At 59.3% G+C, this 21,734-nt stretch carries 22 protein-coding genes; 12 read left to right on the plus strand and 10 right to left on the minus strand.

Annotated features, from left to right (window positions below; genetic code table 11):
- Positions 1 to 7: 7 nt before the first annotated feature.
- The 3 genes from IG617_RS00100 to IG617_RS00110 all read right to left on the minus strand — a co-directional run bounded on the left by IG617_RS00100 (position 8) and on the right by IG617_RS00110 (position 2,894).
- Positions 8 to 568, minus strand: coding sequence for a rhodanese-like domain-containing protein (locus IG617_RS00100; RefSeq protein ID WP_192106199.1), 561 nt, complete (start codon positions 566 to 568; stop codon positions 8 to 10).
- A 120-nt stretch (positions 569 to 688) separates the two neighbouring features.
- A complete protein-coding gene (locus IG617_RS00105; RefSeq protein ID WP_209008176.1) occupies positions 689 to 1,381 on the minus strand; it encodes a cupin domain-containing protein in 693 nt (230 codons plus the stop codon).
- A 157-nt stretch (positions 1,382 to 1,538) separates the two neighbouring features.
- Entirely contained in the window at positions 1,539 to 2,894 is a 1,356-nt protein-coding gene (locus IG617_RS00110; protein ID WP_192106201.1) for a tetratricopeptide repeat protein, read from the minus strand.
- Positions 2,895 to 3,056: 162 nt separating this feature from the next.
- On the opposite strand from IG617_RS00110, the gene IG617_RS00115 reads away from it, so the two are divergent.
- Both IG617_RS00115 and IG617_RS00120 read left to right on the plus strand, forming a co-directional pair.
- A complete protein-coding gene (locus IG617_RS00115; protein ID WP_192106203.1) occupies positions 3,057 to 3,275 on the plus strand; it encodes a hypothetical protein in 219 nt (72 codons plus the stop codon).
- A gap of 505 nt (positions 3,276 to 3,780) precedes the next feature.
- Complete coding sequence (locus IG617_RS00120; protein ID WP_192106205.1) at positions 3,781 to 5,256, plus strand: helicase HerA domain-containing protein; 1,476 nt, start codon at positions 3,781 to 3,783, stop codon at positions 5,254 to 5,256.
- Here the strand turns inward: IG617_RS00120 and IG617_RS00125 are convergent, their stop codons facing one another.
- Positions 5,257 to 5,517, minus strand: coding sequence for a hypothetical protein (locus IG617_RS00125; RefSeq protein ID WP_192106208.1), 261 nt, complete (start codon positions 5,515 to 5,517; stop codon positions 5,257 to 5,259). It lies immediately after the preceding gene.
- A 171-nt stretch (positions 5,518 to 5,688) separates the two neighbouring features.
- Positions 5,689 to 6,057 (minus strand): hypothetical protein, encoded by a 369-nt coding sequence (locus IG617_RS00130; RefSeq protein WP_192106210.1) that lies wholly within the window; start codon positions 6,055 to 6,057, stop codon positions 5,689 to 5,691.
- 279 nt (positions 6,058 to 6,336) lie between these two features.
- Here IG617_RS00130 and hmgA point away from each other — a divergent pair, with 279 nt between their 5' ends.
- The 8 genes from hmgA to IG617_RS00170 all read left to right on the plus strand — a co-directional run bounded on the left by hmgA (position 6,337) and on the right by IG617_RS00170 (position 15,580).
- Positions 6,337 to 7,686, plus strand: coding sequence for a homogentisate 1,2-dioxygenase (gene hmgA, locus IG617_RS00135; protein ID WP_192106212.1), 1,350 nt, complete (start codon positions 6,337 to 6,339; stop codon positions 7,684 to 7,686).
- Positions 7,686 to 8,585, plus strand: coding sequence for an MBL fold metallo-hydrolase (locus IG617_RS00140; protein WP_192106214.1), 900 nt, complete (start codon positions 7,686 to 7,688; stop codon positions 8,583 to 8,585). The genes hmgA and IG617_RS00140 overlap by 1 nt, the downstream gene beginning before the upstream one ends.
- On the plus strand, positions 8,582 to 9,598 hold the full coding sequence (locus IG617_RS00145) for a fumarylacetoacetate hydrolase family protein (RefSeq protein WP_192106216.1): 1,017 nt from the start codon (positions 8,582 to 8,584) through the stop codon (positions 9,596 to 9,598). The genes IG617_RS00140 and IG617_RS00145 overlap by 4 nt, the downstream gene beginning before the upstream one ends.
- Before the next feature lie 138 nt (positions 9,599 to 9,736).
- On the plus strand, positions 9,737 to 10,687 hold the full coding sequence (locus IG617_RS00150; RefSeq protein ID WP_192106217.1) for an MBL fold metallo-hydrolase: 951 nt from the start codon (positions 9,737 to 9,739) through the stop codon (positions 10,685 to 10,687).
- Positions 10,688 to 10,692: 5 nt separating this feature from the next.
- Positions 10,693 to 11,214, plus strand: coding sequence for a DinB family protein (locus IG617_RS00155; protein WP_192106218.1), 522 nt, complete (start codon positions 10,693 to 10,695; stop codon positions 11,212 to 11,214).
- A gap of 30 nt (positions 11,215 to 11,244) precedes the next feature.
- Positions 11,245 to 12,861: an FAD-dependent oxidoreductase gene (locus IG617_RS00160; RefSeq protein ID WP_192106219.1), complete on the plus strand. Its 1,617-nt coding sequence runs from the start codon at positions 11,245 to 11,247 to the stop codon at positions 12,859 to 12,861.
- Positions 12,862 to 12,878: 17 nt separating this feature from the next.
- A complete protein-coding gene (locus IG617_RS00165) occupies positions 12,879 to 13,076 on the plus strand; it encodes a DUF2783 domain-containing protein (RefSeq protein ID WP_192106220.1) in 198 nt (65 codons plus the stop codon).
- Between the two features lie 254 nt (positions 13,077 to 13,330).
- On the plus strand, positions 13,331 to 15,580 hold the full coding sequence (locus IG617_RS00170) for a sensor domain-containing phosphodiesterase (RefSeq protein WP_192106222.1): 2,250 nt from the start codon (positions 13,331 to 13,333) through the stop codon (positions 15,578 to 15,580).
- A gap of 24 nt (positions 15,581 to 15,604) precedes the next feature.
- Here the strand turns inward: IG617_RS00170 and kce are convergent, their stop codons facing one another.
- From kce to IG617_RS00195, 5 genes are all read right to left on the minus strand, one after another.
- The gene (gene kce / locus IG617_RS00175; RefSeq protein ID WP_192106224.1) at positions 15,605 to 16,558 is read right to left on the minus strand and encodes a 3,5-dioxohexanoate:acetyl-CoA acetone transferase; all 954 of its coding nucleotides are present in this window, start codon (positions 16,556 to 16,558) and stop codon (positions 15,605 to 15,607) included.
- Complete coding sequence (locus IG617_RS00180; RefSeq protein WP_192106226.1) at positions 16,555 to 17,502, minus strand: 3-hydroxyacyl-CoA dehydrogenase; 948 nt, start codon at positions 17,500 to 17,502, stop codon at positions 16,555 to 16,557. Before IG617_RS00180 ends, kce begins: the two co-directional genes overlap by 4 nt.
- A 228-nt stretch (positions 17,503 to 17,730) precedes the next feature.
- A complete protein-coding gene (locus IG617_RS00185) occupies positions 17,731 to 18,750 on the minus strand; it encodes a YihY/virulence factor BrkB family protein (protein ID WP_192106228.1) in 1,020 nt (339 codons plus the stop codon).
- A 16-nt stretch (positions 18,751 to 18,766) separates the two neighbouring features.
- Entirely contained in the window at positions 18,767 to 19,348 is a 582-nt protein-coding gene (locus tag IG617_RS00190) for an exopolysaccharide biosynthesis protein (RefSeq protein ID WP_192106230.1), read from the minus strand.
- 68 nt (positions 19,349 to 19,416) lie between these two features.
- Positions 19,417 to 19,677, minus strand: a complete 261-nt coding sequence (locus IG617_RS00195; RefSeq protein WP_192106232.1) for a DUF7218 family protein — start codon at positions 19,675 to 19,677, stop codon at positions 19,417 to 19,419.
- A 133-nt stretch (positions 19,678 to 19,810) separates the two neighbouring features.
- Here IG617_RS00195 and IG617_RS00200 point away from each other — a divergent pair, with 133 nt between their 5' ends.
- Together IG617_RS00200 and IG617_RS00205 are read left to right on the plus strand one after the other, a co-directional pair.
- Positions 19,811 to 20,398: an ANTAR domain-containing response regulator gene (locus tag IG617_RS00200; RefSeq protein ID WP_192106234.1), complete on the plus strand. Its 588-nt coding sequence runs from the start codon at positions 19,811 to 19,813 to the stop codon at positions 20,396 to 20,398.
- Between the two features lie 53 nt (positions 20,399 to 20,451).
- The gene (locus IG617_RS00205; RefSeq protein WP_192106236.1) at positions 20,452 to 21,621 is read left to right on the plus strand and encodes a CmpA/NrtA family ABC transporter substrate-binding protein; all 1,170 of its coding nucleotides are present in this window, start codon (positions 20,452 to 20,454) and stop codon (positions 21,619 to 21,621) included.
- Positions 21,622 to 21,734: the final 113 nt, after the last annotated feature.

Raw genomic sequence — 21,734 nt, forward strand, 5'->3', positions numbered from 1 at the left:
GGTCGGATCAGAACATGTCCTCGGCGGTGCTCAGGCCCAGCACGATCCAGCTCTGCATACCGCCGCGATAGTAGAAGATCTTGTCCGCCGGAAAGCCCTCGCGGGCCATTGCGCGGATGGCAATCGGGCTCTGGCCGCAGGCCGGTCCGTTGCAAAAGGCAATGACGTTGTCTGCAGAAGTGCAGTCCCAGTCGCCGGATGAGCCAGTGCAGCCGAGTTCATCGAGCCGGCTGGCAACTTCAGTGTAGGGGATGTGAACACTGCCGGGGATCGTCGCCTGTGTCCGCCATTCCAGCGTCCGCATGTCCACGACCTTGGCGCTGTGCGTTTCCAGCGCCTCCAGAACGTCGAGTTCCCCGACCGGTGTCACGCCTGGGACGGGCACCATCGGCTGGAGCACACCGCCGATCAGCGCTGCCTCGGTCTTGTCGCGCGTGATGTCGAAGGCGCCATCTTCGGTCTCGATGGTGACCACCGTGTCCTTGTCACGGATCGGCAGTCCATCGGCAGCAACAGCGGCGCTGGAGACCAGCGCCAGAGCCATAAGGCCCGTGAAGATCGTTTTCATGATTTCCTCCGCAGGTGCCGCAAGCGCCGGTGTATCCGGTTAGCATACAACACATGCAGAAAATCATATGTTTTTAATCTTGTCCATCGGCAAAAGGGCGAGGGAGATCTGCTGAGAGGTTCAGCCCAGGTGGCCTGTCTTGCGCCAGACCTTTGCGCCTGTTTCGGTGCGGATCGTGTGGCTGGATCCGGGCGGAAGCCTCAACCAGGTGCCTTCGCCATAGGTGCCGTCGTCATCGGAAAAGCTGCCCGAAACCACGAAATACTCTGCGCCGCCTGGAAGCGAAACCGGGCCGAATGTGCAGGTACCGGTCCATTGCAACATGTCGACCTGCTCATGCGGGTTCGCGAACAGCGGCAGGATCGCCTCACCCTTGCGCCCGTCCTGCCAGGCGCTTGCGTCTGTGGTGTTGACCCTGACATAGGTATCGTCATCCGGTTCCATCTGCCGCAATTTGACGAGGATGATCCCGCCTGGCGCAGAAGACGGGATGTGAGTGGAGCCGGGAGGGTTGCGGACATACATGCCCTTGTGGAAGTCCCCGGTTTCATCAGAAAAGACGCCGTCGAGGACCAGAAATTCCTCACCAAGGTCATGCCGGTGAGCGGAGAATGACGAGCCCGGAGCATAGCGCACCAGACTGGTCGCCCGCGCAACCTCTGCGCCATCTCGTTCCAGCATCCGGCGCTCAACGCCGGCCATCGGCGATGCGATCCAGTCAAGCGACGTGCTGTCGACAACCGCGCGTTTGGAAAGGTCAGCGTGGATTTGCATGAGTTTGAACGTCCCTGCGATGGAGGCTGCTGTTTCCATCAGCCGATTGTTTCAATGGCAGCAGCAAGTGTCTGACTTGCAGATAAGGTCCGCCGGGCAAACTGCAAAGGCCTTGGTATGTGAAAAGACCGTGATCTGAATAAAGGGCGGCCGTGACCGGCCCGTGATCTGGTTCGGGTGACTTGACGCCGCTGGCTCAGGTCTCCGGCGGTTCCCACCCAGCTTCCTTGAGAGCAGCCACAAGATCGTCGACCGGCGCGCGCTCCATGAAGAAGGAATACAGAAACAGGTCGAACCGGGTGGTTGGCCAGGTTGTCCGGAACTGTTCGAGCAGCTGGCGCGCGTGTTCCAGCTCTCCGGCCTTCTGGTTGGCTGCAATCAGATAGGCAAAGTTGATCGGTCCGGAGGGGCCGCCGGTTTCCATGTTTCTCTCAAGGGCGGCAATGGCGCCGGTAAAGTCACCGAGGTGAAATTTCGCAACTCCGACACAGATCTGGAACAGGTGCCCATCCAGGGGAAGATCTGCATAGCGCGCGGGATCTGTGACCGAGATGGTTCGAATGTAGTCGCCACTGAGCACCGAGATCAGGGCATCGAAATCGACGGCAAACAGGTCTGCTGGCGCGATCTCCAAGGCCCGGGCAGCGTGAATGCGGGCGTCGGGAATGTCGCGGCGGGCAAAGGCGGCCCAGGCAAGGGCGGACTGGGTCCACGCGTCAGCAGCGTTGTATTTTTCGGCTTCCTTGGCGTGAAATTCAGCCAGATCCAGCAGGGCATCTCGCTCTGCACCCGGCGGCAAGTGAAAGGATTGAAAGCCGATCACTTGCGCCAGCCCTGCATGTGCGCCGAAATAGTGCGTATCCAGTTTGACGGCGTTCTCATACAAGGCGCGGGCTTCGGCCAGCGGCTTCTTGCCAAGCTCGGGATAATAGAAGTTGCGAGCCTGCTCTGTCAGGTTGAACGCGTGGACCGAGGCCGGTGATTTTTCAAGGAAGGCTTCGCGCTTTGCCGTGCGATGGCTTTCAGCCGGCGGGGCTGCCGGAGAAAGGGCAACGGTTTCATGTTCGTGAGAGACGAACATGTGGATGACAGAGAAGATGGCGACCGCGAGGACTGCTGTTGCTGCGATGGCAAGCACGACGGGACCCGGCCGCCAGAAAGATCGCGATGCCGCAGGTGGAGCGCGACGTTCCGCGATTTCGAATCGAGCGGCATATTGACCAGGGTCGATGTGAATGCGGATGCGGTCGTTTTCACCCGGACCGGCATAATAATTCTCGAGGGCACGGCGAAGTCTGCGCGCATCGACGCGCACCAGATTTGAACTGTCGCCTTCCTTGTCGGGAGAGCGCTCGTAGACATCTTCGGCAATTGTCTTGCCGAAGATTTGCGCGCCCCGTCCTTCGAAGGTCTCAATGACCACATAGCGAAGAAAATCCTGAAGCCGCTGCGCCGCAGCGAAGCCGTCACTCGCACAGATGGCATCGAGAGTTTCCTCGATCGAATCCCTGTCCGGAAGCGTTGGTGCTTCGATTTTTTCCTTGCCGCCCATACCCGATCTTATCCTCCGAAACGGCGTGATAGAAGGGTGATACACTGTGAAACCGGTGAACTAAACCGTGAAACACTCCCTGTTTATAACAATTCCGGTGGATGTTGGGTGCATCGAATTTGTTCCCTGCAATCTTTCAGACGCGGGCATAGGAGGCGCGAGTTGACGGGATGGCAGAAGAAATTCGGTCTCGCAGCGGAAGAGATCGTCAGCTTGCGATTGCTGGATGAGGTCTTTGACGAGATCTGCCGGGACTATGAAGTGATGCTTGAAGAGCTTGCCAAAGGCGGCGACGCCGCATTTGAGAGCGATCTCGCAGAGACCCTGGAGGGTCTTGAAGGCGAGATCTTGAAGCATCTGACGAGATTGGGCGCCCGTTAGCGGCTCGCCCCGCCGGCAAAATGCTGGCACTGAAATAACATTTGCGGAGCATCAGTAGATGAGCCGTGAAGGGGAAGGCAAACCGAAAGGAAGGTCAAAAGGCCCCTGGTTTGCCAATCCCCAGGTCGAAAAAAAGGCCCCATCGCCGCCTTGAATCAAGGTACCGACCCAGCCCCTGTCGCCATCCGGCGGCAGGGGTTTCTTCTTTGGCGCACATGTTGCCCCGGCTGCTCAAGAGCTGTAGATACTGCGGGCGTCCAAGGTGCTGAATTGAAGTGCCGGGCTCATGTCGCGATTTCAAAGACGCTTTGCCTGTGGCTTTCCGAAAGGAGAGCGCGCGCTTCGCGTTGCGCAGGCCCGGGAATCAGGGAACCTTGGTATCTGAATATGGCGTCTTGGGCATTTCCGAGTGCCTGCTCCGTCTGCCGGCCCGATCATGACGCCGCAGACGGGCAAAGGCCAAGAAAAGCATGTGTATCGCCGACGGCGATCTTCGGGATGATGAATGACGGTTAGTATCGACATCGGGGAAATGGCGGGCAACGCTCGTGCCGGAATGGATCTGGAAGAACTTCTGGCCACCCGGCTCCTGGTACAGGGCAATTCCGGATCGGGAAAATCGCACCTTCTGCGCCGCCTGCTGGAGCAGTCCGCGCCCTGGGTCCAGCAGGCAATCATCGATCCGGAGGGAGATTTCGTCTCTCTTGCCGAGAAATACGGCCATGTGGTCGTCGATGCGGTCGGCACGGAAAAAGACCTCCAGATGATCGCCGGCCGTGTGCGCCAGCACCGCGTGTCTGTCGTGCTCAACCTCGAAGGTCTCGACGCCGACCGGCAGATGAAGGCCGCCGCCACGTTCCTTGATGGCCTGTTCGATGCTGACCGGGACCTTTGGTACCCGATGCTGGTGGTGGTCGATGAGGCCCAGTTGTTCGCCCCGGCCGCCGCCGGGGAAGTGAGCGAAGAAGCCCGAAGGCGTTCTCTGGGGGCCATGACCAACCTCATGTGCCGCGGCCGGAAACGCGGTCTGGCGGGCATCATCGCGACACAGCGGCTGGCAAAGCTCGCCAAGAACGTCGCCGCCGAAGCATCGAACTTTCTCATGGGCCGCACCTTCCTCGATATCGACATGGCCCGCGCCGCCGATCTTCTGGGCATGGAACGCCGGACAGCGGAGACTTTCCGCAACCTCGATCGGGGCCATTTCGTCGCCCTCGGCCCCGCGCTCTCGCGCCGACCGGTGTCTGTGAAGATCGGACCGGTCGAAACCGCAGGGCGTGGTGGAACCCACAAGCTGATGCCGTTGCCGGACCAGCCCAAGGAAGAGGCCAAGGACCTGATCTTCACCCGTTCGGCCGATGAGGAAGCGCCCCGGCGTGTTCGCGCGCCCGAGCCGGTTGCCTCCACCTCTGACGTTCTGACCCAGCTGTCTGGCGCGGAGGACGCGGCCGGGGCGGAGATTGAACCGGCCGCAAGCCTTCTCGACTATGGCGAGCGCGAAGGAACCATCGACAAGATCATTGGCGAGATTCTTGACGAGCCGGACGCCGCGTTTCAGCCGATTGCCTCGCTTTATCAGGACTTTCAGGTGCGCTGCCGCATCGCCAAGCTGGCCGGCGGTGCACCGGATTTGCAGGCCTTCCGCGAAAAGCTCTCTGTCGCGCGTGCCGGCGTCGAAAAGGGCGATGTGGACGACAGCGACTGGCAGCAGGCCGAGCTGATCGCCGCCGAACTTCCCGAGGACATGCGCGGGGTCTATCTGCTTTTGGCGAAAGCGGCACTCGCGAAGGCGCCGTGTCCGGGCAATATCGAGATCGCGACAGCTTACGGCACCCGGTCTCCCGGGCGGGCGCGCTGGCTGCTCAGTCATATGGAAGAGCGCGGTTTTCTGGTCTGTGCCACAGACCTGCGCGGCAACCGTATCGTGACGCTGACCGATCTGGGCTGGCAGACAGCACCAGGCGACGAAGCGGCAGCCTGATCAGACCACGGGCGGATTTGTGCTGGAAGGCCGGTCGGCGTTGAGGCGCGCGGGCGCAAACGATTGCAACAAGAGCACAAGCATTGCGATGGCAACGGTGACCAGTGGCCAGAAGACGGTGATCAAAAGGATCAGCGCATAGCAGATCGGATGCGTGCCTTCGCGGCTTTCGAGTTCCAGCCAGCACACAGTGAAAAACGGAAGTGCCAGCAGCATGTAGATGAGGCACATCGCAAATGTCGTCATGTCAGCCAGAAACATTGAGTGCCCCGTCGCCCAATAGAATTGATCGTTAACAACCTGTTAATCTGCATCTATTGCTATCATTGCGCGAAGGTCTGGTAAACTAAACTTGAGTAAGCAGATCTCGAAACATTCAGAAATAGTTAATTTCGCTTTGTCTCAACTAGCGGCGTTCCCATCGAGCCGGATTCACAGAGCAGGACGCATGCGCTGCGGTCTGCCGGAAAGCGTTTTCGTTGCATCATCGGCTGAGTTGAGCAGGTATCGCAATTGGCTGATTTCCTGGTCAATGCCGGCAATCGTGCGGCTGAGGACGCCATCGAGATAGCTGCCTGCAGGTGCATTCTCTCTTACGGTTTCTGCCTTCTTGCGCGTCTTGCGCAGATAAAGCAGGATCGTCTGAACTTCGGGTGATGTGACAGGCGTAGCGTCACCCTTCTGCGCCTCTCCACCGTCGATTTGGTCTTGAGGCAGGCCGAGCCGGGAATAGCCAATGCCGGCTGCGTGTGCCGCGATAAATTTTTCAGGTCCTGGGGTGTCGGTCAGCGGAAGGCGCATGTCTCAAACCTCAAATGTTCTTATTTTGTTCTTATAGCGAACAATCTCGCGAATGACAAGTAGGAGCCCGGTAGGCGGGCAGGTCTGAGCGTCGCTCTTTGTCTTTCCTTGACCGGCAAAGGGGCGCGAAACGGCTCAAGACCTGCGATTTCATGTAGGTTTGGACAATGCGCGGGAGGTCCGGGTCGATCAGGCGTTTTCGAGGCTTGACCCTTCTTGGCCAGAAAGTTACAAGTGAAACTAATTCACATGCGCCCCGTTTTTGGGAGGAACCAGCACATGCGTCACGACAGCGTTCAGACCGCGGGTCAAAATGCGCTCGAGTACATGCCCGGCTTTGGCAACGACTTTGAGACCGAGGCCCTTGCTGGCGCTTTGCCGCAGGGAATGAACAGCCCGCAAAAATGCCCCTATGGCCTCTATGCCGAGCAACTGTCCGGCACGGCGTTCACCGCTCCCAGCCATCAGAACGAGCGCACATGGTGTTATCGCATCCGGCCGTCCGTGAAGCATTCCACCCGTTACGCGAAAATCGACCTGCCTTTCTGGAAGTCGGCGCCCCATGTAGATCCCGACGTGGTGTCGCTCGGCCAGTACCGCTGGGACCCGGTGCCTCATACGGCGGAAGAGCTGACCTGGCTGACCGGCATGCGCACGATGACAACGGCCGGAGATGTGAATACGCAGGTGGGCATGGCGAGCCACATCTATCTGGTCACAGCTTCCATGGTGGACGAATACTTCTACTCCGCCGACAGCGAGCTTTTGATCGTGCCACAGGAAGGCAAGCTGCGCCTGGCGACCGAGCTCGGCGTCATTGATCTTGCGCCGCAGGAAATCGCGATCATCCCCCGTGGGCTGGTCTACAGGGTGGAGCTTCTCGAAGGCCCCGCCCGTGGCTTTGTCTGCGAGAACTATGGCCAGAAGTTTGAGCTGCCGGGACGCGGACCGATTGGCGCCAATTGCATGGCCAATCGCCGCGACTTCAAGACGCCGGTCGCTGCATTCGAGGACCGCGACACGCCCTCCAAGATCACCATCAAATGGTGTGGCCAGTTCCATGAAACGAAGATTGGCCATTCGCCGCTGGATATCGTCGCCTGGCATGGAAATTATGCGCCGGTGAAATACGATCTGAGCACCTATTGCCCGGTCGGATCGATCCTGTTCGACCATCCCGATCCGTCCATCTTCACCGTTCTGACCGCGCCGTCCGGGGTTCCGGGAACCGCCAACATTGACTTCGTCTTGTTTCGGGAGCGCTGGATGGTAGCCGAAGACACCTTCCGTCCGCCCTGGTATCACAAGAACATCATGTCCGAGCTGATGGGCAATATTTACGGCCAGTATGATGCCAAGCCGAAGGGCTTCGTTCCCGGTGGCATGAGCCTGCACAACATGATGCTGCCTCACGGGCCGGACAAGAATGCCTTTGAGGGCGCATCAACGTCGGATCTGAAGGCTGAAAAGCTGGACAACACCATGTCCTTCATGTTCGAGACCCGCTTTCCGCAGCATCTGACCAGATTTGCTGCAAAGGAAGCTCCTCTGCAGGACGACTACATCGACTGTTGGGACAGCCTTGAAAAGAAATTCGACGGCACGCCCGAGGGCAACTGGAACAAGTGATGGCACAGGCAACGGAAGACGCCGAGCAGGATCGCCTGGTCATTCTGGGATCCAAGGGCGGTCCGGCCATCCGGCCGGGCGGCCCGTCACCCACCAGTTCTCTCTTGCAGATCGCAGGCCGGACTTGCGTCATTGACTGTGGGCTTGGAGTGACCCGTGGTCTTGTCGAGGCAGGCGTCTGGCTCAAACAGCTGGACCTGATCTTCATCACCCACATGCATTCCGATCACGTGCTGGAACTCGGCCCGTTGATCCACACGGCCTGGACGACAGGATTGTCGAAAAAGGTCACGATCCATGGTCCGGCCGATCTGCAGGACTACTGGGACGGTTTCCTGGCCTCGATGCGCTATGACATCGATCTCAGGATCGAGGATGAGGGCCGGCCGGATCTGCGTGATCTCATAGAGATCCGACTGATCGGCGAGGGCGCACTGGACATCCAGGATGACGCGCTGAAGGTGTCAGCCCTGCGGGTCGATCATCCGCCGGTCACCGATTGTTTTGCACTCAGGTTCGATGCCGCCGACGACATCGGTTCATGGTCTGCCGTGTTCGGGGCCGACACGGCCTTCTTCCCGCCGCTCGCCGATTTTGCAAGTGGCTGCGATATCCTGGTGCATGAAGCCATGCTGCAGCATGGCGTGGACCGGATCGTTGAAATCACGGGCAACGGTGAACGGCTGCGTCAGCACTTGATGGACAGTCATACGCTGGCTCCTGATGCGGCCAGGATCGCAGCGAGCGCGCAAACGTCTCATCTGGTGCTCAATCATCTGATCCCGGCGGACCTGCCAGGGTTTGAAGAGCAGGATTGGCTCGACGCCTGTGCGCCCGAATTCTCAGGAACAACAACGGTCGGATACGACGGTCTGACGATACCGAGGAAACGCTTATGAAACTTGCATCGCTCAAGGACGGCAGCCGGGACGGAAAGCTGGTCATCGTCAACAAGGAACTGACCCGCTGCACCGAGGCCATGCATATCGCGTCGACGCTTCAGGCCGCACTCGACGATTGGGACAAGGTGGCACCAAAGCTGCAGGTGCTGGCCGAGAGCCTCAACCATGATGCGGTTCCGTCCCTGCGGTTTCATGAACATGACGCCCTGTCTCCGCTGCCCCGCGCCTATCAGTGGGCAGACGGCTCGGCTTACGTCAATCACGTGGAGCTGGTGCGCAAGGCACGCAACGCGGACATGCCGGACAGCTTCTGGACGGATCCGCTGATGTATCAGGGCGGCTCCGACAGCTTCCTGGCGCCGCGCGACCCGATCCTCATGGCGGACGAAGCCTATGGCATCGATATGGAAGGCGAGATTGCCGTGGTTGTTGGCGATGTGCCCATGGGTGCGAGCCTCGAGCAGGCACGTGCCGCGATCCGCCTCATCATGCTCGTCAATGACGTGTCCCTGCGCGGGTTGATCCCTGGGGAACTCGGCAAGGGCTTTGGTTTCTTTCAATCCAAGCCTTCCTCGGCGTTTTCCCCGGTCGCCGTCACGCCTGACGCGCTGGGCGATGCCTGGGATGGCGGCAAGCTCTCCCTGCCGCTGCGCGTTGATTACAACGGCAAGGCCTTTGGCCGCGCCGAAGCCGGCATCGACATGACCTTCGATTTCCCGCAGCTCATTGCCCATGCCGCCAAGACCCGGCCTCTGTCTGCTGGAACAATCATCGGTTCGGGCACGGTCTCGAACAAGCTGGATGGCGGTCCGGGCAAGCCGGTTTCGGAAGGCGGGGTTGGCTATTCCTGCATTGCCGAGATCCGCATGATCGAGACCATCAAACTCGGACAGCCGGAAACGCCTTTCATGAGGTTCGGCGATGCGGTCCGCATCGAAATGATGGACAAGACCGGCCATTCGATCTTCGGGGCGATTGAGCAAGTGGTTCAGCCCTACGACGCCTCGTAATCGACATTTGGCCGCCGCCGCCATGCTCGTGGCAGATCTGGGCAGGGCGAGAGGACGTCTGAGAATACCAGCAATTTGGGCGTTCACGCGCCGAGACAGAAAAAGCCGCTGAGACGCGGGCATATATAGGACGAGTACATGACCAAGAAATTCGCATCAGCTGGCGACATGGCGGAAAAGGAAATTTCCTTCACGGAGATCGGCCGTGACCTGTGGGCCTTTACCGCAGAAGGGGACCCGAACTCGGGCGTGATCATCGGCGACGACAGCGTCATGATCATCGAGGCGCAGGCCACGCCACGCCTTGCGAACAAGGTGATCGAGAAGGTCCGCTCGGTCACCGAAAAGCCAATTTCCCACCTGGTGCTGACCCATTACCATGCTGTCCGTGTTCTGGGAGCGTCGGCTTACAACGCTCCGACGGTGATCATGGGCGATGCCGCCCGTGCAATGGTCGAGGAACGTGGCGCCGAGGACTGGGCGTCCGAATTCGAGCGCTTCCCGCGCCTGTTTCAGGGCCATGAGAGCATTCCGGGCCTGACTTACCCGACAACGACCTTCTCCGAGCGCATGACGGTCTATCTGGGCAAACGCCGGGTGGATCTGATGCATCTCGGCCGCGCCCATACGGCAGGAGATATTGTCGCCTGGGTGCCGGACGAAGAGGTGATGTTCACGGGCGATATCGTTGAATATCACTCTGCCTGTTACTGCGGCGACGGCCACTTTGAGGATTGGGGCGACACGCTGGACATGATCCGCTCCTTCGATCCTCAGGCGATCGCACCGGGGCGCGGGGATGCGTTGATCGGTCTGGATATGGTGGAAGCCGCCATCGATTGCACCCGTGACTTTGTTGAAAGCACCTATCGCCCGGTGACCAAGGTCGTTGCCCGTGGCGGCACGCTGAAGGAAGCCTGGGAGGCGGTGCGTGCCGAGTGCGATGACAAGTTCAAGGACTTCGCCATCTACGAACATTGCCTGCCATTCAACGTGGCCCGGGCCTTCGATGAGGCGCGCGGCATCGAAACGCCGCGGATCTGGACCGCTGAACGCGATGCTGAGATGTGGGCGCAGCTGCAGGGGTAATGCGCATGGAGGCAATCGAGCAGCTGCGTCTTCAGGCGCGCAACAACGCCTGGGCCAACCAGCGCCTTTATGACGCTTGCTGCCAGCTGTCACAAATCGAGTTTGAGGCCGGGCGTTCCGGCTTCTTTCCCTCGATCCGGGAAACGCTGCAGCATATCCTCGCTGTCGATCGCTACTATCTGGATGCGCTGAAGGAAGAGGGTCGGGGGCTTTCGCTTTATGATGATCTCCTGCCGCGAACAGCTGCCGAACTTCAGGCAATGCAGAGCGACGTGGATGCAGCCCTGATCACCTTCTGTGATGCTCTTTTGACTGATGACCTGACAAAGTCGGTAGATCAGGACCGGGGAGAAAAGGGTGTTCGCCGGGAGCGGATCGACCGCACCTTGCTGCATCTCTTTCAGCATCAGATCCATCATCGGGGGCAGGCCCACGCAATGCTGTCCAGAACCAGTGTAGCGCCTCCTCAGCTGGATGAATTCTTTCTTGAGTTCGACCGGCATGACGCGGCCCAAAAACTGCAATAGACGAATGTCCTTGGTTCCCGGGAGGAAGGCATGACCCAGATCTTCGAAACGCCGCTCTATCCCTACGAGCGTTCGCCGGATCAGGATGCAACATCAACAGTCAATCATCCGATCGTGGTCGTCGGCGCCGGCCCGGTGGGGCTGGCAACCGCCATCGATCTGGCCATGTCGAACGTTCCCGTCGTGGTCCTGGACGAAAACGACAAGGTCAGCTTCGGCTCCAGGGCCATCTGCTTTTCCAAGCGCACGCTGGAGATCATGGACCGGCTTGGTTGCGCAGATGCTTTCGTGGAGAAGGGCGTTGTCTGGAACGTCGGGCAGGTCTTCTTCGGCGACCGCAAGGTCTATGACTTCAACCTGCTGCCGGAGGAAGGGCACAAGCATCCCGCCTTCGTCAATTTGCAGCAGTATTATTGCGAGCTCTATCTCGTCGAGCGTGTGCGCCAGCTGCAGGCTGAAGGCAAGCCGATCCAGATCCGGGGCAACAACAGGCTGTCGGCGCTTGAAACCTCTGCTACAGGCAGCCGCCTGACCGTTGAAACGCCGGAAGGCGCCTACGATCTCACCTGTGACTGGCTCGTCGCCTGTGACGGCGCCAATTCTCCGACCCGCGGCATGATGGGTCTCGATTTCATCGGGCGCGTCTTTGAAGACAATTTCCTCATCGCCGATGTGACCATGAAAGCCGACTTCCCGGTGGAGCGCTGGTTCTGGTTCGATCCTCCGTTCAACAAGGGACAGTCGGCGCTCCTGCACAAGCAACCCGACGGGGTCTGGCGGATCGACCTGCAGCTTGGCTGGGACATCGACAAGGACGAAGAGAAGAAACCGGAAAAGGTCATTCCCCGCCTGAAGCAAATGCTCGGGGAAGACGTCGAGTTCAAACTCGAATGGGTGTCCATCTACACCTTCCAGTGCCGCCGCATGGAAAGGTTCCGCCATGGCCGGGTGCTCTTTGCAGGAGACAGCGCACATCAGGTGTCGCCATTCGGCGCGCGGGGTGCCAATTCCGGGTTTCAGGATGCGGAAAACCTCGCGTGGAAACTCAAACTCGTTCTGCAAGGCAAGGCATCTGATGGTCTGCTCGACAGCTATGACGTGGAGCGTGTTCAGGCGGCCGATGAGAACATTCTGAATTCAAGTCGCTCGACGGATTTCATCACCCCGAAGTCTGACATCAGCAGGATTTTCCGCAATGCGGTTCTTGATCTGGCCGAGGAGCATGCTTTTGCCCGCCCCATGGTCAATTCCGGCCGGCTGTCCCTGCCCAGCACCTATGACGGATCTCCGCTCAATGGCGAGATCATTGCTCAACTGCCGCAGCGAACCCGGCCAGGCGCCCCGGCTTGCGACGCGCCCTTGGGCAAAGGCTGGCTGCTGAACCAGCTGCCGGACGGTTTCACGCTGCTGGGTCTAGGGTGCGAGGTGCCCAAGAGCACGGATCATGACGGGATAGTCCTGCGCGGCCTGTCCATTTCCGAAGGCAATGTGGGATCAGACCTCAGGGATCGCTATCTGTCGGACGCCAAAGCTGCGGTCTATCTGCTGCGGCCCGATCAGCATGTTGCGGCCAGGTGGCTGGACTATGACGCCGGGGCCGTTGCTGCCGCTATGGACACTGTGCTTGCAAATTCGGTAATGCAATGACGAAGGCTCCAGGCAATATGATCGACAAGACCGGCTTCACCCACCCTGATGACTTCTATGCGCAGCTCCTCGCGGCCCACGAAGGGCTCAGCAAGGCAGAGAGCGACGCATTGAACGCGCGGCTGGTCCTGGTGCTGGCAGCGTTTGTTGGCGATCAGGATAAATTGACGGAAGCACTGGAACTGGCCACACGCGAAAAAGAGAAGAGTTCCTGAGAGTTAAACGTTCGATCGTTGCGATGAGTGATTCTTTTGATATTGTTCAATTCATCGAAAATCACGTGTTCCAAATCGATGGTAATTGTTTTCTTTCGAGATGTATGTGGTAGAGGAAGGCTATAAGTATTTTCAGTTAGATTTATTGTTTGATAGTGAATTTTAACAAGGAGTAAATTTACAGTTTTGGGATTTTAATTTTGTTATGAAATTCCCGCTAGGGTTGCCACGTTGAATGACGTAGTGGGGACCGTATGGGCGCAGGCAGCTATCCTCTGCCGGAGAACGAAGCAGGACGTCTATCGTCCCTGCGCGCTCTGGATATACTTCGAACGCCCAAGGACCCCGAATTTGACGCCATCACCGAGCTGGCGGCATCCATCCTTGAGTGTCCGATCGCGCTCGTGAGCCTCGTGGAGGAACAGCAGCAGTGGTTCAAATCCTGCGTTGGCGTTTCGGTGGAATCGACGCCGCGCGATGTCTCGTTCTGCAGCCACGCGATCGCCACCGGAAAGCCCATGGTGGTTCCGGATACGCAGAAGGATCCGAGGTTCGCTGACAACCCGCAGGTGACGGGTGAACCCCATATTCGGTTCTATGCCGGCTACCCTCTTTCCATTGACCAGGTCCACTATCTGGGGACCTTGTGCGTCATGGACGACAAGCCTCGCCAGCCTACCGAATTTCAACTAAAGCAGCTGGAACGCTTGGCGTTGGTGGTCGAGGGACTGCTGCGCTCCTACAAGACCATGGCACTCGCCAAGCAGTCGAGCATCCTGGCTCATGCGCAAAACGCCAAGGTCGCGAGCCAGCACAAGCTTCTGAAGCAGATCGAGAGCCTGGCCAAAATCGGCGCTTGGCGGCTCGACCGTAATACGAACGTTCTGACCTGGTCCGATCAGGTCTACAGGTTGCACGACCTGCCGATCGGAACGCCGCTCGACCTTGAAATGGCTCTGTCCTTCTATCCGGAGTCCGCGCGCGCGGAGGTGGAGGCCATCATCTCTCAGTCGATTGAGGTCGGGGCGCCATTTCTCGTCGAGACGGATTTCGTCACCCACACCGGTCGGCAACGGCGTGTCCGTTTCATGGGCGAGCTCGAAGACGCCGGAACAGATGAAGAAATGCTGATCGGCGTCATCCAGGACATTACGGAACAGTACGAACACGAGCAGGTGCTCTGGCAGGCCGCTCACGTCGACTCGCTTTCCGGCCTTGGCAATCGGCACTGGTTTCAGTCCGAGCTGGAGGAGATGATGAAAGGCTGCGGCGGTGCGCCGCGCGAGCATGCCCTGATCCTGATCGACCTGGACGGTTTCAAGCTCGCAAACGACAGTCTTGGTCATCTGGCCGGGGATGAGGTCATTCGGGTGGTCGCCCAACGGATCCGGGAAATCTCCTGCAAGGGCAGTTTTTGCGCACGGGTCGGCGGAGATGAATTCGCCGTCATCGTGCCATTGAGTGGCCCCGAGACACCCGCCGAGACGGCGAACAAACTGATTTCACGGATCAAGGAACCTGTCCCCTTCGAAGGGACATCCGTTTATGTCAGCGCTTCGATCGGCGTCGCCTTTGCCCCGCAGGACGCATCGACCGCCGAGGACCTGATGAAATGCGCTGACATGGCCCTTTACCGGGTCAAACGCTCCGGGCGTGGACGGGTCGGCTACTATGAAAAGACGTTGAGGCAGGTTTTTGACAGCCGCCAGAAGGCGATTGACGTTGTCCGCAGCGCACATCGGTCGCGCCGGCTCAAGGCGCATTATCAGCCGATAGTGGATCTGAGCGACATGTCGATCAAAGGGGCGGAGGCCCTTGTGCGCGTGTCCGAGCCAAACGGCAGCCTGCTTGGGCCTGACGACTTCTGGGATGCCTTTAAGGACCCTGAGAGCGCGCGCGTCGTCGACAGCAGCGTTTTCCAGATTGTGCTGGAAAATCTGAAGAACTGGCAGAACCAGGGCTTTACGCCCGGACGGATCAGCATCAACGCATCGAAATACTGGTTCCAGACCGATGATTTCGCGTCCGGATTTCTGTCGCAGCTAAGCGATTGCAGCATTCCGCCAGACATGATCCGTCTCGAGGTGACAGAGAATGTTCTGCTGAATGACGAAATCGAATGTGTGCATCGCATCTTGTCCGATCTGCGCGAGGCGGGCGTCTCGATCACGCTCGATGACTTCGGTGCCGGTTTCGCGTCCCTGACGCATCTGCGCGACTATCCGATCGACGCGATCAAGATCGACAGGTCATTCATCAAGGCTTTGTCCCTGTCTCACCAGAACACCTTGATTGTCCGCTCCATCGTCGATCTGTCGAAGAGCTTCAATCTGACGGTCATCGCGGCCGGCGTGGAAAACTACGCGGAAGCCAGGTTCCTTCAGTCCATAGGCTGTGATCAGGCCCAGGGATCTCTCTTCAGCGATGCGGTCGATGCTGCCGAGTTGCAAAAGGCCCTTGCAGATCAGCAAAGCATCGCGGCGCCTGTGAGCTACGTCATCTAGACGCGCCGCGATGCTGCTTCTTCTTTAAAATCCGACCTTGTCAGGCCCCTTGAGCGACAGGATCTCGCGCGCTTCGTCCGGCGTTGCGATCTCAAGCCCAAGGCCCTCAATGATCTTGCGGACCATCGTGACCTGATCTGCGCTGGATTCGGCCAGCTTGCCTTTTCCGGCCCAAAGGCTGTCCTCGAGCCCGACCCGAACGTTGCCGCCAAGGGCAGCCGCTTGTGCGGCGATCCTGAGTTGGGCCGAGCCTGCTCCCAACACCGACCATCGATAGGCATCTCCAAACAGGCGATCTGCGGTCCGTTTCATGTGCAGGACGTCTTCGGGATGGGTTCCGATCCCGCCGAGAAGACCGAAGACCGATTGAACGAAGAACGGCGGTTTGACGAGGCCCCGATCGACGAAATGCGCGAGGTTGTAGAGGTGCGAGATGTCGTAACACTCGAACTCGAAGCGGGTGTCGTTCTCGTAGCAGGTCGACAGGACGTATTCGATGTCCTTGAAGGAGTTGCGGAACACCAGATCGCGGGTGGACTCCAGAAACGGCTTTTCCCAGTCATGCTTGAAGCTGTCGTATTTCTCCGCAAGGTGAAACAGGCCGAAGTTCATGGATCCCATGTTTAGGGACGCCACCTCGGGCTTGAACTGAGCAGCTGGTCTTACCCGTTCCTCCACCGTCATATAGGGACTGCCACCGGTGGTGAGGTTCAGCGCAGCATTGGTCGACTGTTTGATGCGCGGCAGGAAGCGCGCAAAGCCCGCGGAGGTCTGATCCGGTTTGCCGGTTTCCGGGTCTCGTGCATGAAGATGCAGCACGGCTGCGCCAGCCTCTGCGGCCTTGACGGCTTCGGCGACGATTTCATCCGGTGTGATCGGCAGATGCGGCGACATGGTCGGCGTATGAATGGAACCCGTGAGCGCACAGGTGATGATCACCTTGCCCTTGAGCGGATTGGCTGTACTGGCTGCACTCATTGTCCTGTCTCCCTGTCTTGCGCGCGTTTGTGGGCCGCCAGCGCCATCAGACGCCGGTCCCGCCATTTTTGGCGTTCTTCGAGTTTGTCGGACGCCAGACGTTTGCGGCGATCGCTTTCGATCTCGTCGAGCACGGGACCTGCCCAGTCAACGCGGGTCTTCATCTGCTCGAACATATTGGCGAACATGCCTTGATAGCGGGTCGCATAGTCCCGCACGCCGCCCGGGGCATTGAGGTCGATGGTCTCGAATGGACCCATAAAGGCCCAGCGGGCAGCCAGCCCCTCGCGGATACCGATATCGACATCTTCTGCACTGGCATGACCTCCCTCGACCAGCCGGAAGGCTTCTTCCAGAAGCGCGCCCTGCATGCGGTTCATGATGAAGCCGTCAATTTCGCCGGTCATCATGATCGGCGATTGCCCGGCCTCGATCATCAGCCGGCGGGTGGCCTCCATGGCGTCTGCACTGGTCCAGGGGGAGGGGACAACCTCGACAGCCTTGATCAGGTAGGGCGGATTGATCGGATGCGCCACAAGGCAACGTGCACGACCGTCGAGATGTTCGGTGAATCTGGACGGCAGAAGGGCCGACGTCGAACTGGCAAGGATCGTCTCCGGCGCGACGAGCTTGTCGAGCTGTGTATAGAGGTCCTTCTTGATCTCCAGATCTTCCGGCGCGTTTTCCTGGACGTGGATCGTATCCTTCAGCGCGGTCGCCAGGTCGGCTTCGGCACAAAGCCGGGGCATGACCTCCGCCGGTTCCTGCCCGTTCAGCAGGTCGTTTGCCGCCAGGTCTTCAAGCACATCTGCGATATAGGAAAGCGCGGCCTCTGGCGCCGCCGGGTCCACGTCCCAGAGGCAAACCTCGTAGCCCGCGCGGGCAAATGAGATGGCCCAGGCCCGGCCGATAAAGCCGGACCCCACGATAGCGATCTTCGACATGGTGTCTTCTCCCGAATGCTGGAGCCTTGCCGCGCGAAATTGGGAATGCGCCGCCTCCTCACAGGCTCCGAATTCAAAAAGACAAGCAAATTCACGCTCAAGAGAAAAGGCTTGAGTGGGGCGAAAGTGTTCGCTTGTGCAGATTGACGAGGAAGCCGGTCGTCACAGGCCGTCGCCGCATCACTTTGGGCTAGGTCGTGCTGCATCTTCGGCTGCGCGTTTTCACGCTCAGGAGCGAGGCACCTGGCTGTCACCCAGATCATCGGCGACGGCCGCGTCTCTTGAGCCTCTGGGCTCTTGCGGGTCCACGGTCGTGTCTTTTGCGGTCTGGTGCTCGATCTCCGCGTTCACTTCAGCGCCCAGCAGAACCACATAGGTGGATAGGTAGATCCACATCATCATGCCGATGACCGCGCCCAGCGAGCCATAGGTCGCCCCGTAGTTGCCGAAGTTCGACAGATAGTAGGCAAATCCGGCTGAAACACAGACGAGGCCCAGGGCACTGCCCGAGGAGCCAAGGCTGATCCAGCGCCACTTTGCAGGCTTGCGGCTCGGACCCCAGCGATAGAGGGCGCTGATGCCGATCACACTCATGATGACGACCACGAGCGGCACGAAGGTGCCAGCCAGCAAGGAATAGATGACGCCGAGGCCGAGGAACTGAAACGCCAGAGGAATGACAACCGCTGCGTTCAAGAGAATGAGGCCGAACACCATGACACTCAGCGTGAACAGCAGCGTAAGGGCCTTGAGGTGAAAGAACCCCCGGCTTTCCTTCTCGTTGTAGGCAACATTCATGGCCTGAAAGAGCGCGCTGACGCCCTTGTTGGAACTCCAGATCGCGAGCGCGAGCGAAAAGAGAAAGGAAAGCCCGAGGCTTTTGCCCGGGCTTGAAATCAGCCTCTCCAGTTCTCTGCGAATGATGTCGAGCGCACTTGCCGGGATCAATCCATCCAGCTGGTCGATCTGTCGCGCGAGGCTGCTCGGGTCCGTCAACAGTCCGTAAAGCGAGACAAAGGCGGCGAGAGCGGGAACGATCGACAGGATGATAAAGAACGCCGAACCAGCTGCGACGAGCCCGATTTGGTCCTTTTGCAGCTGCCCGAATACCCGTAGGCCGATGTCTATCCAGCCTCTTGCGGGGATGCCGCGGAGGCTGCTTGCATGCCGTCCACGCGTTGCATCGTCATCCAGGGAGCTGGAGACGACCTCGGGATGAAAGGCAGAGGGCTGTGATTTACCGGACATACAGGGCAACCCTTGATCAGGAAAGTAAAAGCAGGAAATAGACCGCTGCACCGGTTGCAAGCAAGCCGGCAAGTGTCACGAGGCCGTCGCGCGTGAGAAGCCCCAGCGACAGCAGGGCAATGGCACCGCCTGGAAGAGCGGCGGCGGTCGGGATCAGGGTTGCGGGAAAAACCGCGAGCGCGAGCATAATGCAGAGGAAGGCGACAACCCGCGGCATCGGCGGTCTGGCCAGGATGGAAAGATGATTGCCGAGGAAACGGTCGACCTGCCGCGCGTAGGGGCGGATCCGGTCGAGCATGGACAGCAGCTTGTCCTTTGGAACCGAGCGCTGTCTGATGAAACGTGGCAGCCAGATCCGGCTTGACCCGATCAGGATCTGGGCGGAGACGAGGATGATGAGGGTTGCAAGAACGACCGGAACGCCTGGGATTGCGCCGACCGGCGATATCATCACGACAGCGGGCAGGAACAGCAGTGGCCCGGCCGCACGACTTCCAGACGCGTTGAGAATGGCATTCACATCGGCGCCGTTGGAGCTCACTTCATCTTCCAGTGACTCCAGCACTCCGGTCACCGAGCTGTTTGATCTCTCTGACATGCGACTGTTCCCTGCGCGATCGATCAGGCGTCAACCGTCCATCCTCGTTAAACGTGCCAAGACGCTGCTCAATGAGAACGAAGCGCCTCGATCAACTCGTCCTTCGCCATGGAAGAGCGTCCGTCGATGCCAATGTCCTGAGCCCGTTCGTAGAGCTCGTCCTTTGTCCACTCTTCATAGGGGGAAGACGTGCCGCCATTCTTGGACGGTGTTCCGCCGCCGGCTTTTGCGTTGGAAATGCGCGCCGCCTTTTCCTTGCTCATGCCGTCATCCCGAAGGTCTTCATAAAGCGCATCGTCCTTGATCGACGGGCCATGTGACTTGGTCATGGATTGCTCTCCTCTTCACGCGTTCCTTTTCTCAAACGGTCCAAGGGTGCCGAAGTTCCCAAGAAGCGGGATGAAAGCAATTCCAAGGCTCATGATGCGTTGCACAATTATTTCGCATGCGCATAATGGCGCCATGACGCCATCGCTTTCCATACTGGTCATCGACGACAACAAGATCCGGGCCTCCATCATCGAGCAGGGGCTCCGTGATGCCGGCCATGAAAAGGTGATTGTTGTCGATCAGATGGATGGTCTTTTGCGCAAGATCACCACCATCGAGCCGGATGTGATCGTGATCGATCTGGAGAACCCGAACCGGGATCAGCTGGAGCACATCTTTCAGGTCACCCGTGCGGTTCAGCGCCCAATTGCCATGTTTGTCGACAAGTCCGAAAGCGGCTCGATCGAGGCAGCCGTTGATGCAGGCGTGTCTGCCTATGTGGTTGACGGCCTGAAAAAGGAGCGGGTCAAGCCGATTCTGGACATGGCGATCAGCCGCTTTCGCGCCTACTCGCGCCTGAACCGGGAGCTGGAAGAAGCGCGCACCGAACTGGCCGAGCGCAAGACCATCGACCGTGCCAAGGGCATCATCATGAAGTCCAAGGGCATCTCTGAGGATGAGGCCTATCGCCTGCTGCGCAAGACGGCAATGAACCAGAGCCGGAAGATCATCGAGGTGGCGCAGGGGCTCGTCATCGCCAGCGGCCTTTTGGAGGATTAGGCGATGGACATGCTCTCCTTCTTCTTGTCAGACACTTCGAACAGGACAGACCCATGAGTACGCGGTCCAGCGACACCGTTATTGCCGGGTACATCCCGCTTCTCGACAGCGCCCTGCTGGTGGCAGCAGCTCGCCTCGGATTTGCCGAGGAAGAGGGGATCGACCTGCAGCTGGTGCGTGAGACTTCCTGGGCCAACATCCGGGACCGCATTTCGGTCGGCCATTTCGACGTTGTGCATATGCTCGGCCCCATGCCGATCGCCGCATCGCTCAACATCACCAGTCTTGCCGTGCCCATGCGCGTTCCCATGGCCCTTGGCCTGGGGGGCAATGCGATTACGGTGTCCTGCGCAATCTGGGACCAGATGTCTGCGGCAGATGCGGGAGAGGAGGGCGATCCCGCCTCGACCGGCGCTGCGCTGGCCCAGGTGATTGCTGAGCGCAAGACCGCGGGTGGCGATCCCTTGCGCTTCGGCGTTGTGCATCCTTTTTCAGGTCATGCCTATGAGCTGCGCTACTGGCTCGCCGCTGCGGGCATCGACCCGGATGCAGATGTGGAGATCACCGTTCTGCCGCCTCCGCTGATGCCTGACGCCCTGGCCGTTGGCCAGATCGATGGCTATTGCGTCGGCGAACCCTGGAACACCGCAGCTGTTCACGCGGGCACCGGGAGAATTGCGACGTTCAAGGAAGCCATATGGCCGGCGAGCCCCGAAAAGGTGCTGGGCGTGACCGAAAGTTGGGCCGAGCGCAATCCAGATCGCCTGGACCGCCTCGTGAGATCCCTGGTCCGATCTGCTGAATGGTGCGGTAACAAGGAAAACGCGCCGCAACTCGCAGCTTTGCTGGCATCCGCCGAGTTCCTTGATTGTCCCGCAAACCTCTGCTTGCCAGCGCTGACCGATCAGATGCGGTTGAGCAAGGCGGGTCCCGCTCTGGACATCCCCTTCATGACTTTCTCGGGTCCGCTCGCCCATTGCCCGCGCCTGGAGCATGGTCTGTGGTTTTATTCCCAGATGGTGCGTTGGGGGCAGGCAGGCTTTAACGCAGCGGACCTTGATATCGTCAGGGACACCTTCTCCAGCGCGATCTACCGCAGAGCCTGCGGCGTGGGAGAGCAGTCTGCCCTCAGGCAGCCTCAGCCGGCCCGTTTCTTCGATCAGACACCCTTCGATCCCGACGCGATTGAGGCCTATGTCGAGGCCTTTGACCTCAAGGTTTGAGCAGACACCAATATGCTGCAGGTGCGTAAAAAATAGACGGGTGCTGAAGAAATGGGCCCGAAAATGATGCGCCGCCAAAATAAGAAGCTACGTCGAGATCCGGTTAAGGTCTT

The organism is Roseibium polysiphoniae, from assembly GCF_014842925.1.
GTDB classification, from domain to species: Bacteria; Pseudomonadota; Alphaproteobacteria; order Rhizobiales; family Stappiaceae; genus Roseibium; species Roseibium polysiphoniae.

Bases quoted from the DNA above. Each gene is read 5' to 3' on its own strand.
- IG617_RS00170 (WP_192106222.1), top strand. From the start codon at position 13,331: ATGGGCGCAGGCAGCTATCCTCTGCCGGAGAACGAAGCAGGACGTCTA.
- IG617_RS00200 (WP_192106234.1), top strand. From the start codon at position 19,811: ATGACGCCATCGCTTTCCATACTGGTCATCGACGACAACAAGATCCGG.
- IG617_RS00130 (WP_192106210.1), bottom strand. From the start codon at position 6,057: ATGCGCCTTCCGCTGACCGACACCCCAGGACCTGAAAAATTTATCGCG.
- IG617_RS00120 (WP_192106205.1), top strand. From the start codon at position 3,781: ATGACGGTTAGTATCGACATCGGGGAAATGGCGGGCAACGCTCGTGCC.
- kce (WP_192106224.1), bottom strand. From the start codon at position 16,558: ATGAGTGCAGCCAGTACAGCCAATCCGCTCAAGGGCAAGGTGATCATC.
- IG617_RS00180 (WP_192106226.1), bottom strand. From the start codon at position 17,502: ATGTCGAAGATCGCTATCGTGGGGTCCGGCTTTATCGGCCGGGCCTGG.
- IG617_RS00190 (WP_192106230.1), bottom strand. From the start codon at position 19,348: ATGTCAGAGAGATCAAACAGCTCGGTGACCGGAGTGCTGGAGTCACTG.
- IG617_RS00185 (WP_192106228.1), bottom strand. From the start codon at position 18,750: ATGTCCGGTAAATCACAGCCCTCTGCCTTTCATCCCGAGGTCGTCTCC.
- hmgA (WP_192106212.1), top strand. From the start codon at position 6,337: ATGCGTCACGACAGCGTTCAGACCGCGGGTCAAAATGCGCTCGAGTAC.
- IG617_RS00195 (WP_192106232.1), bottom strand. From the start codon at position 19,677: ATGACCAAGTCACATGGCCCGTCGATCAAGGACGATGCGCTTTATGAA.
- IG617_RS00145 (WP_192106216.1), top strand. From the start codon at position 8,582: ATGAAACTTGCATCGCTCAAGGACGGCAGCCGGGACGGAAAGCTGGTC.
- IG617_RS00150 (WP_192106217.1), top strand. From the start codon at position 9,737: ATGACCAAGAAATTCGCATCAGCTGGCGACATGGCGGAAAAGGAAATT.
- IG617_RS00160 (WP_192106219.1), top strand. From the start codon at position 11,245: ATGACCCAGATCTTCGAAACGCCGCTCTATCCCTACGAGCGTTCGCCG.
- IG617_RS00100 (WP_192106199.1), bottom strand. From the start codon at position 568: ATGAAAACGATCTTCACGGGCCTTATGGCTCTGGCGCTGGTCTCCAGC.
- IG617_RS00105 (WP_209008176.1), bottom strand. From the start codon at position 1,381: ATGGAAACAGCAGCCTCCATCGCAGGGACGTTCAAACTCATGCAAATC.
- IG617_RS00110 (WP_192106201.1), bottom strand. From the start codon at position 2,894: ATGGGCGGCAAGGAAAAAATCGAAGCACCAACGCTTCCGGACAGGGAT.
- IG617_RS00125 (WP_192106208.1), bottom strand. From the start codon at position 5,517: ATGTTTCTGGCTGACATGACGACATTTGCGATGTGCCTCATCTACATG.
- IG617_RS00140 (WP_192106214.1), top strand. From the start codon at position 7,686: ATGGCACAGGCAACGGAAGACGCCGAGCAGGATCGCCTGGTCATTCTG.
- IG617_RS00205 (WP_192106236.1), top strand. From the start codon at position 20,452: ATGAGTACGCGGTCCAGCGACACCGTTATTGCCGGGTACATCCCGCTT.
- IG617_RS00165 (WP_192106220.1), top strand. From the start codon at position 12,879: ATGATCGACAAGACCGGCTTCACCCACCCTGATGACTTCTATGCGCAG.
- IG617_RS00155 (WP_192106218.1), top strand. From the start codon at position 10,693: ATGGAGGCAATCGAGCAGCTGCGTCTTCAGGCGCGCAACAACGCCTGG.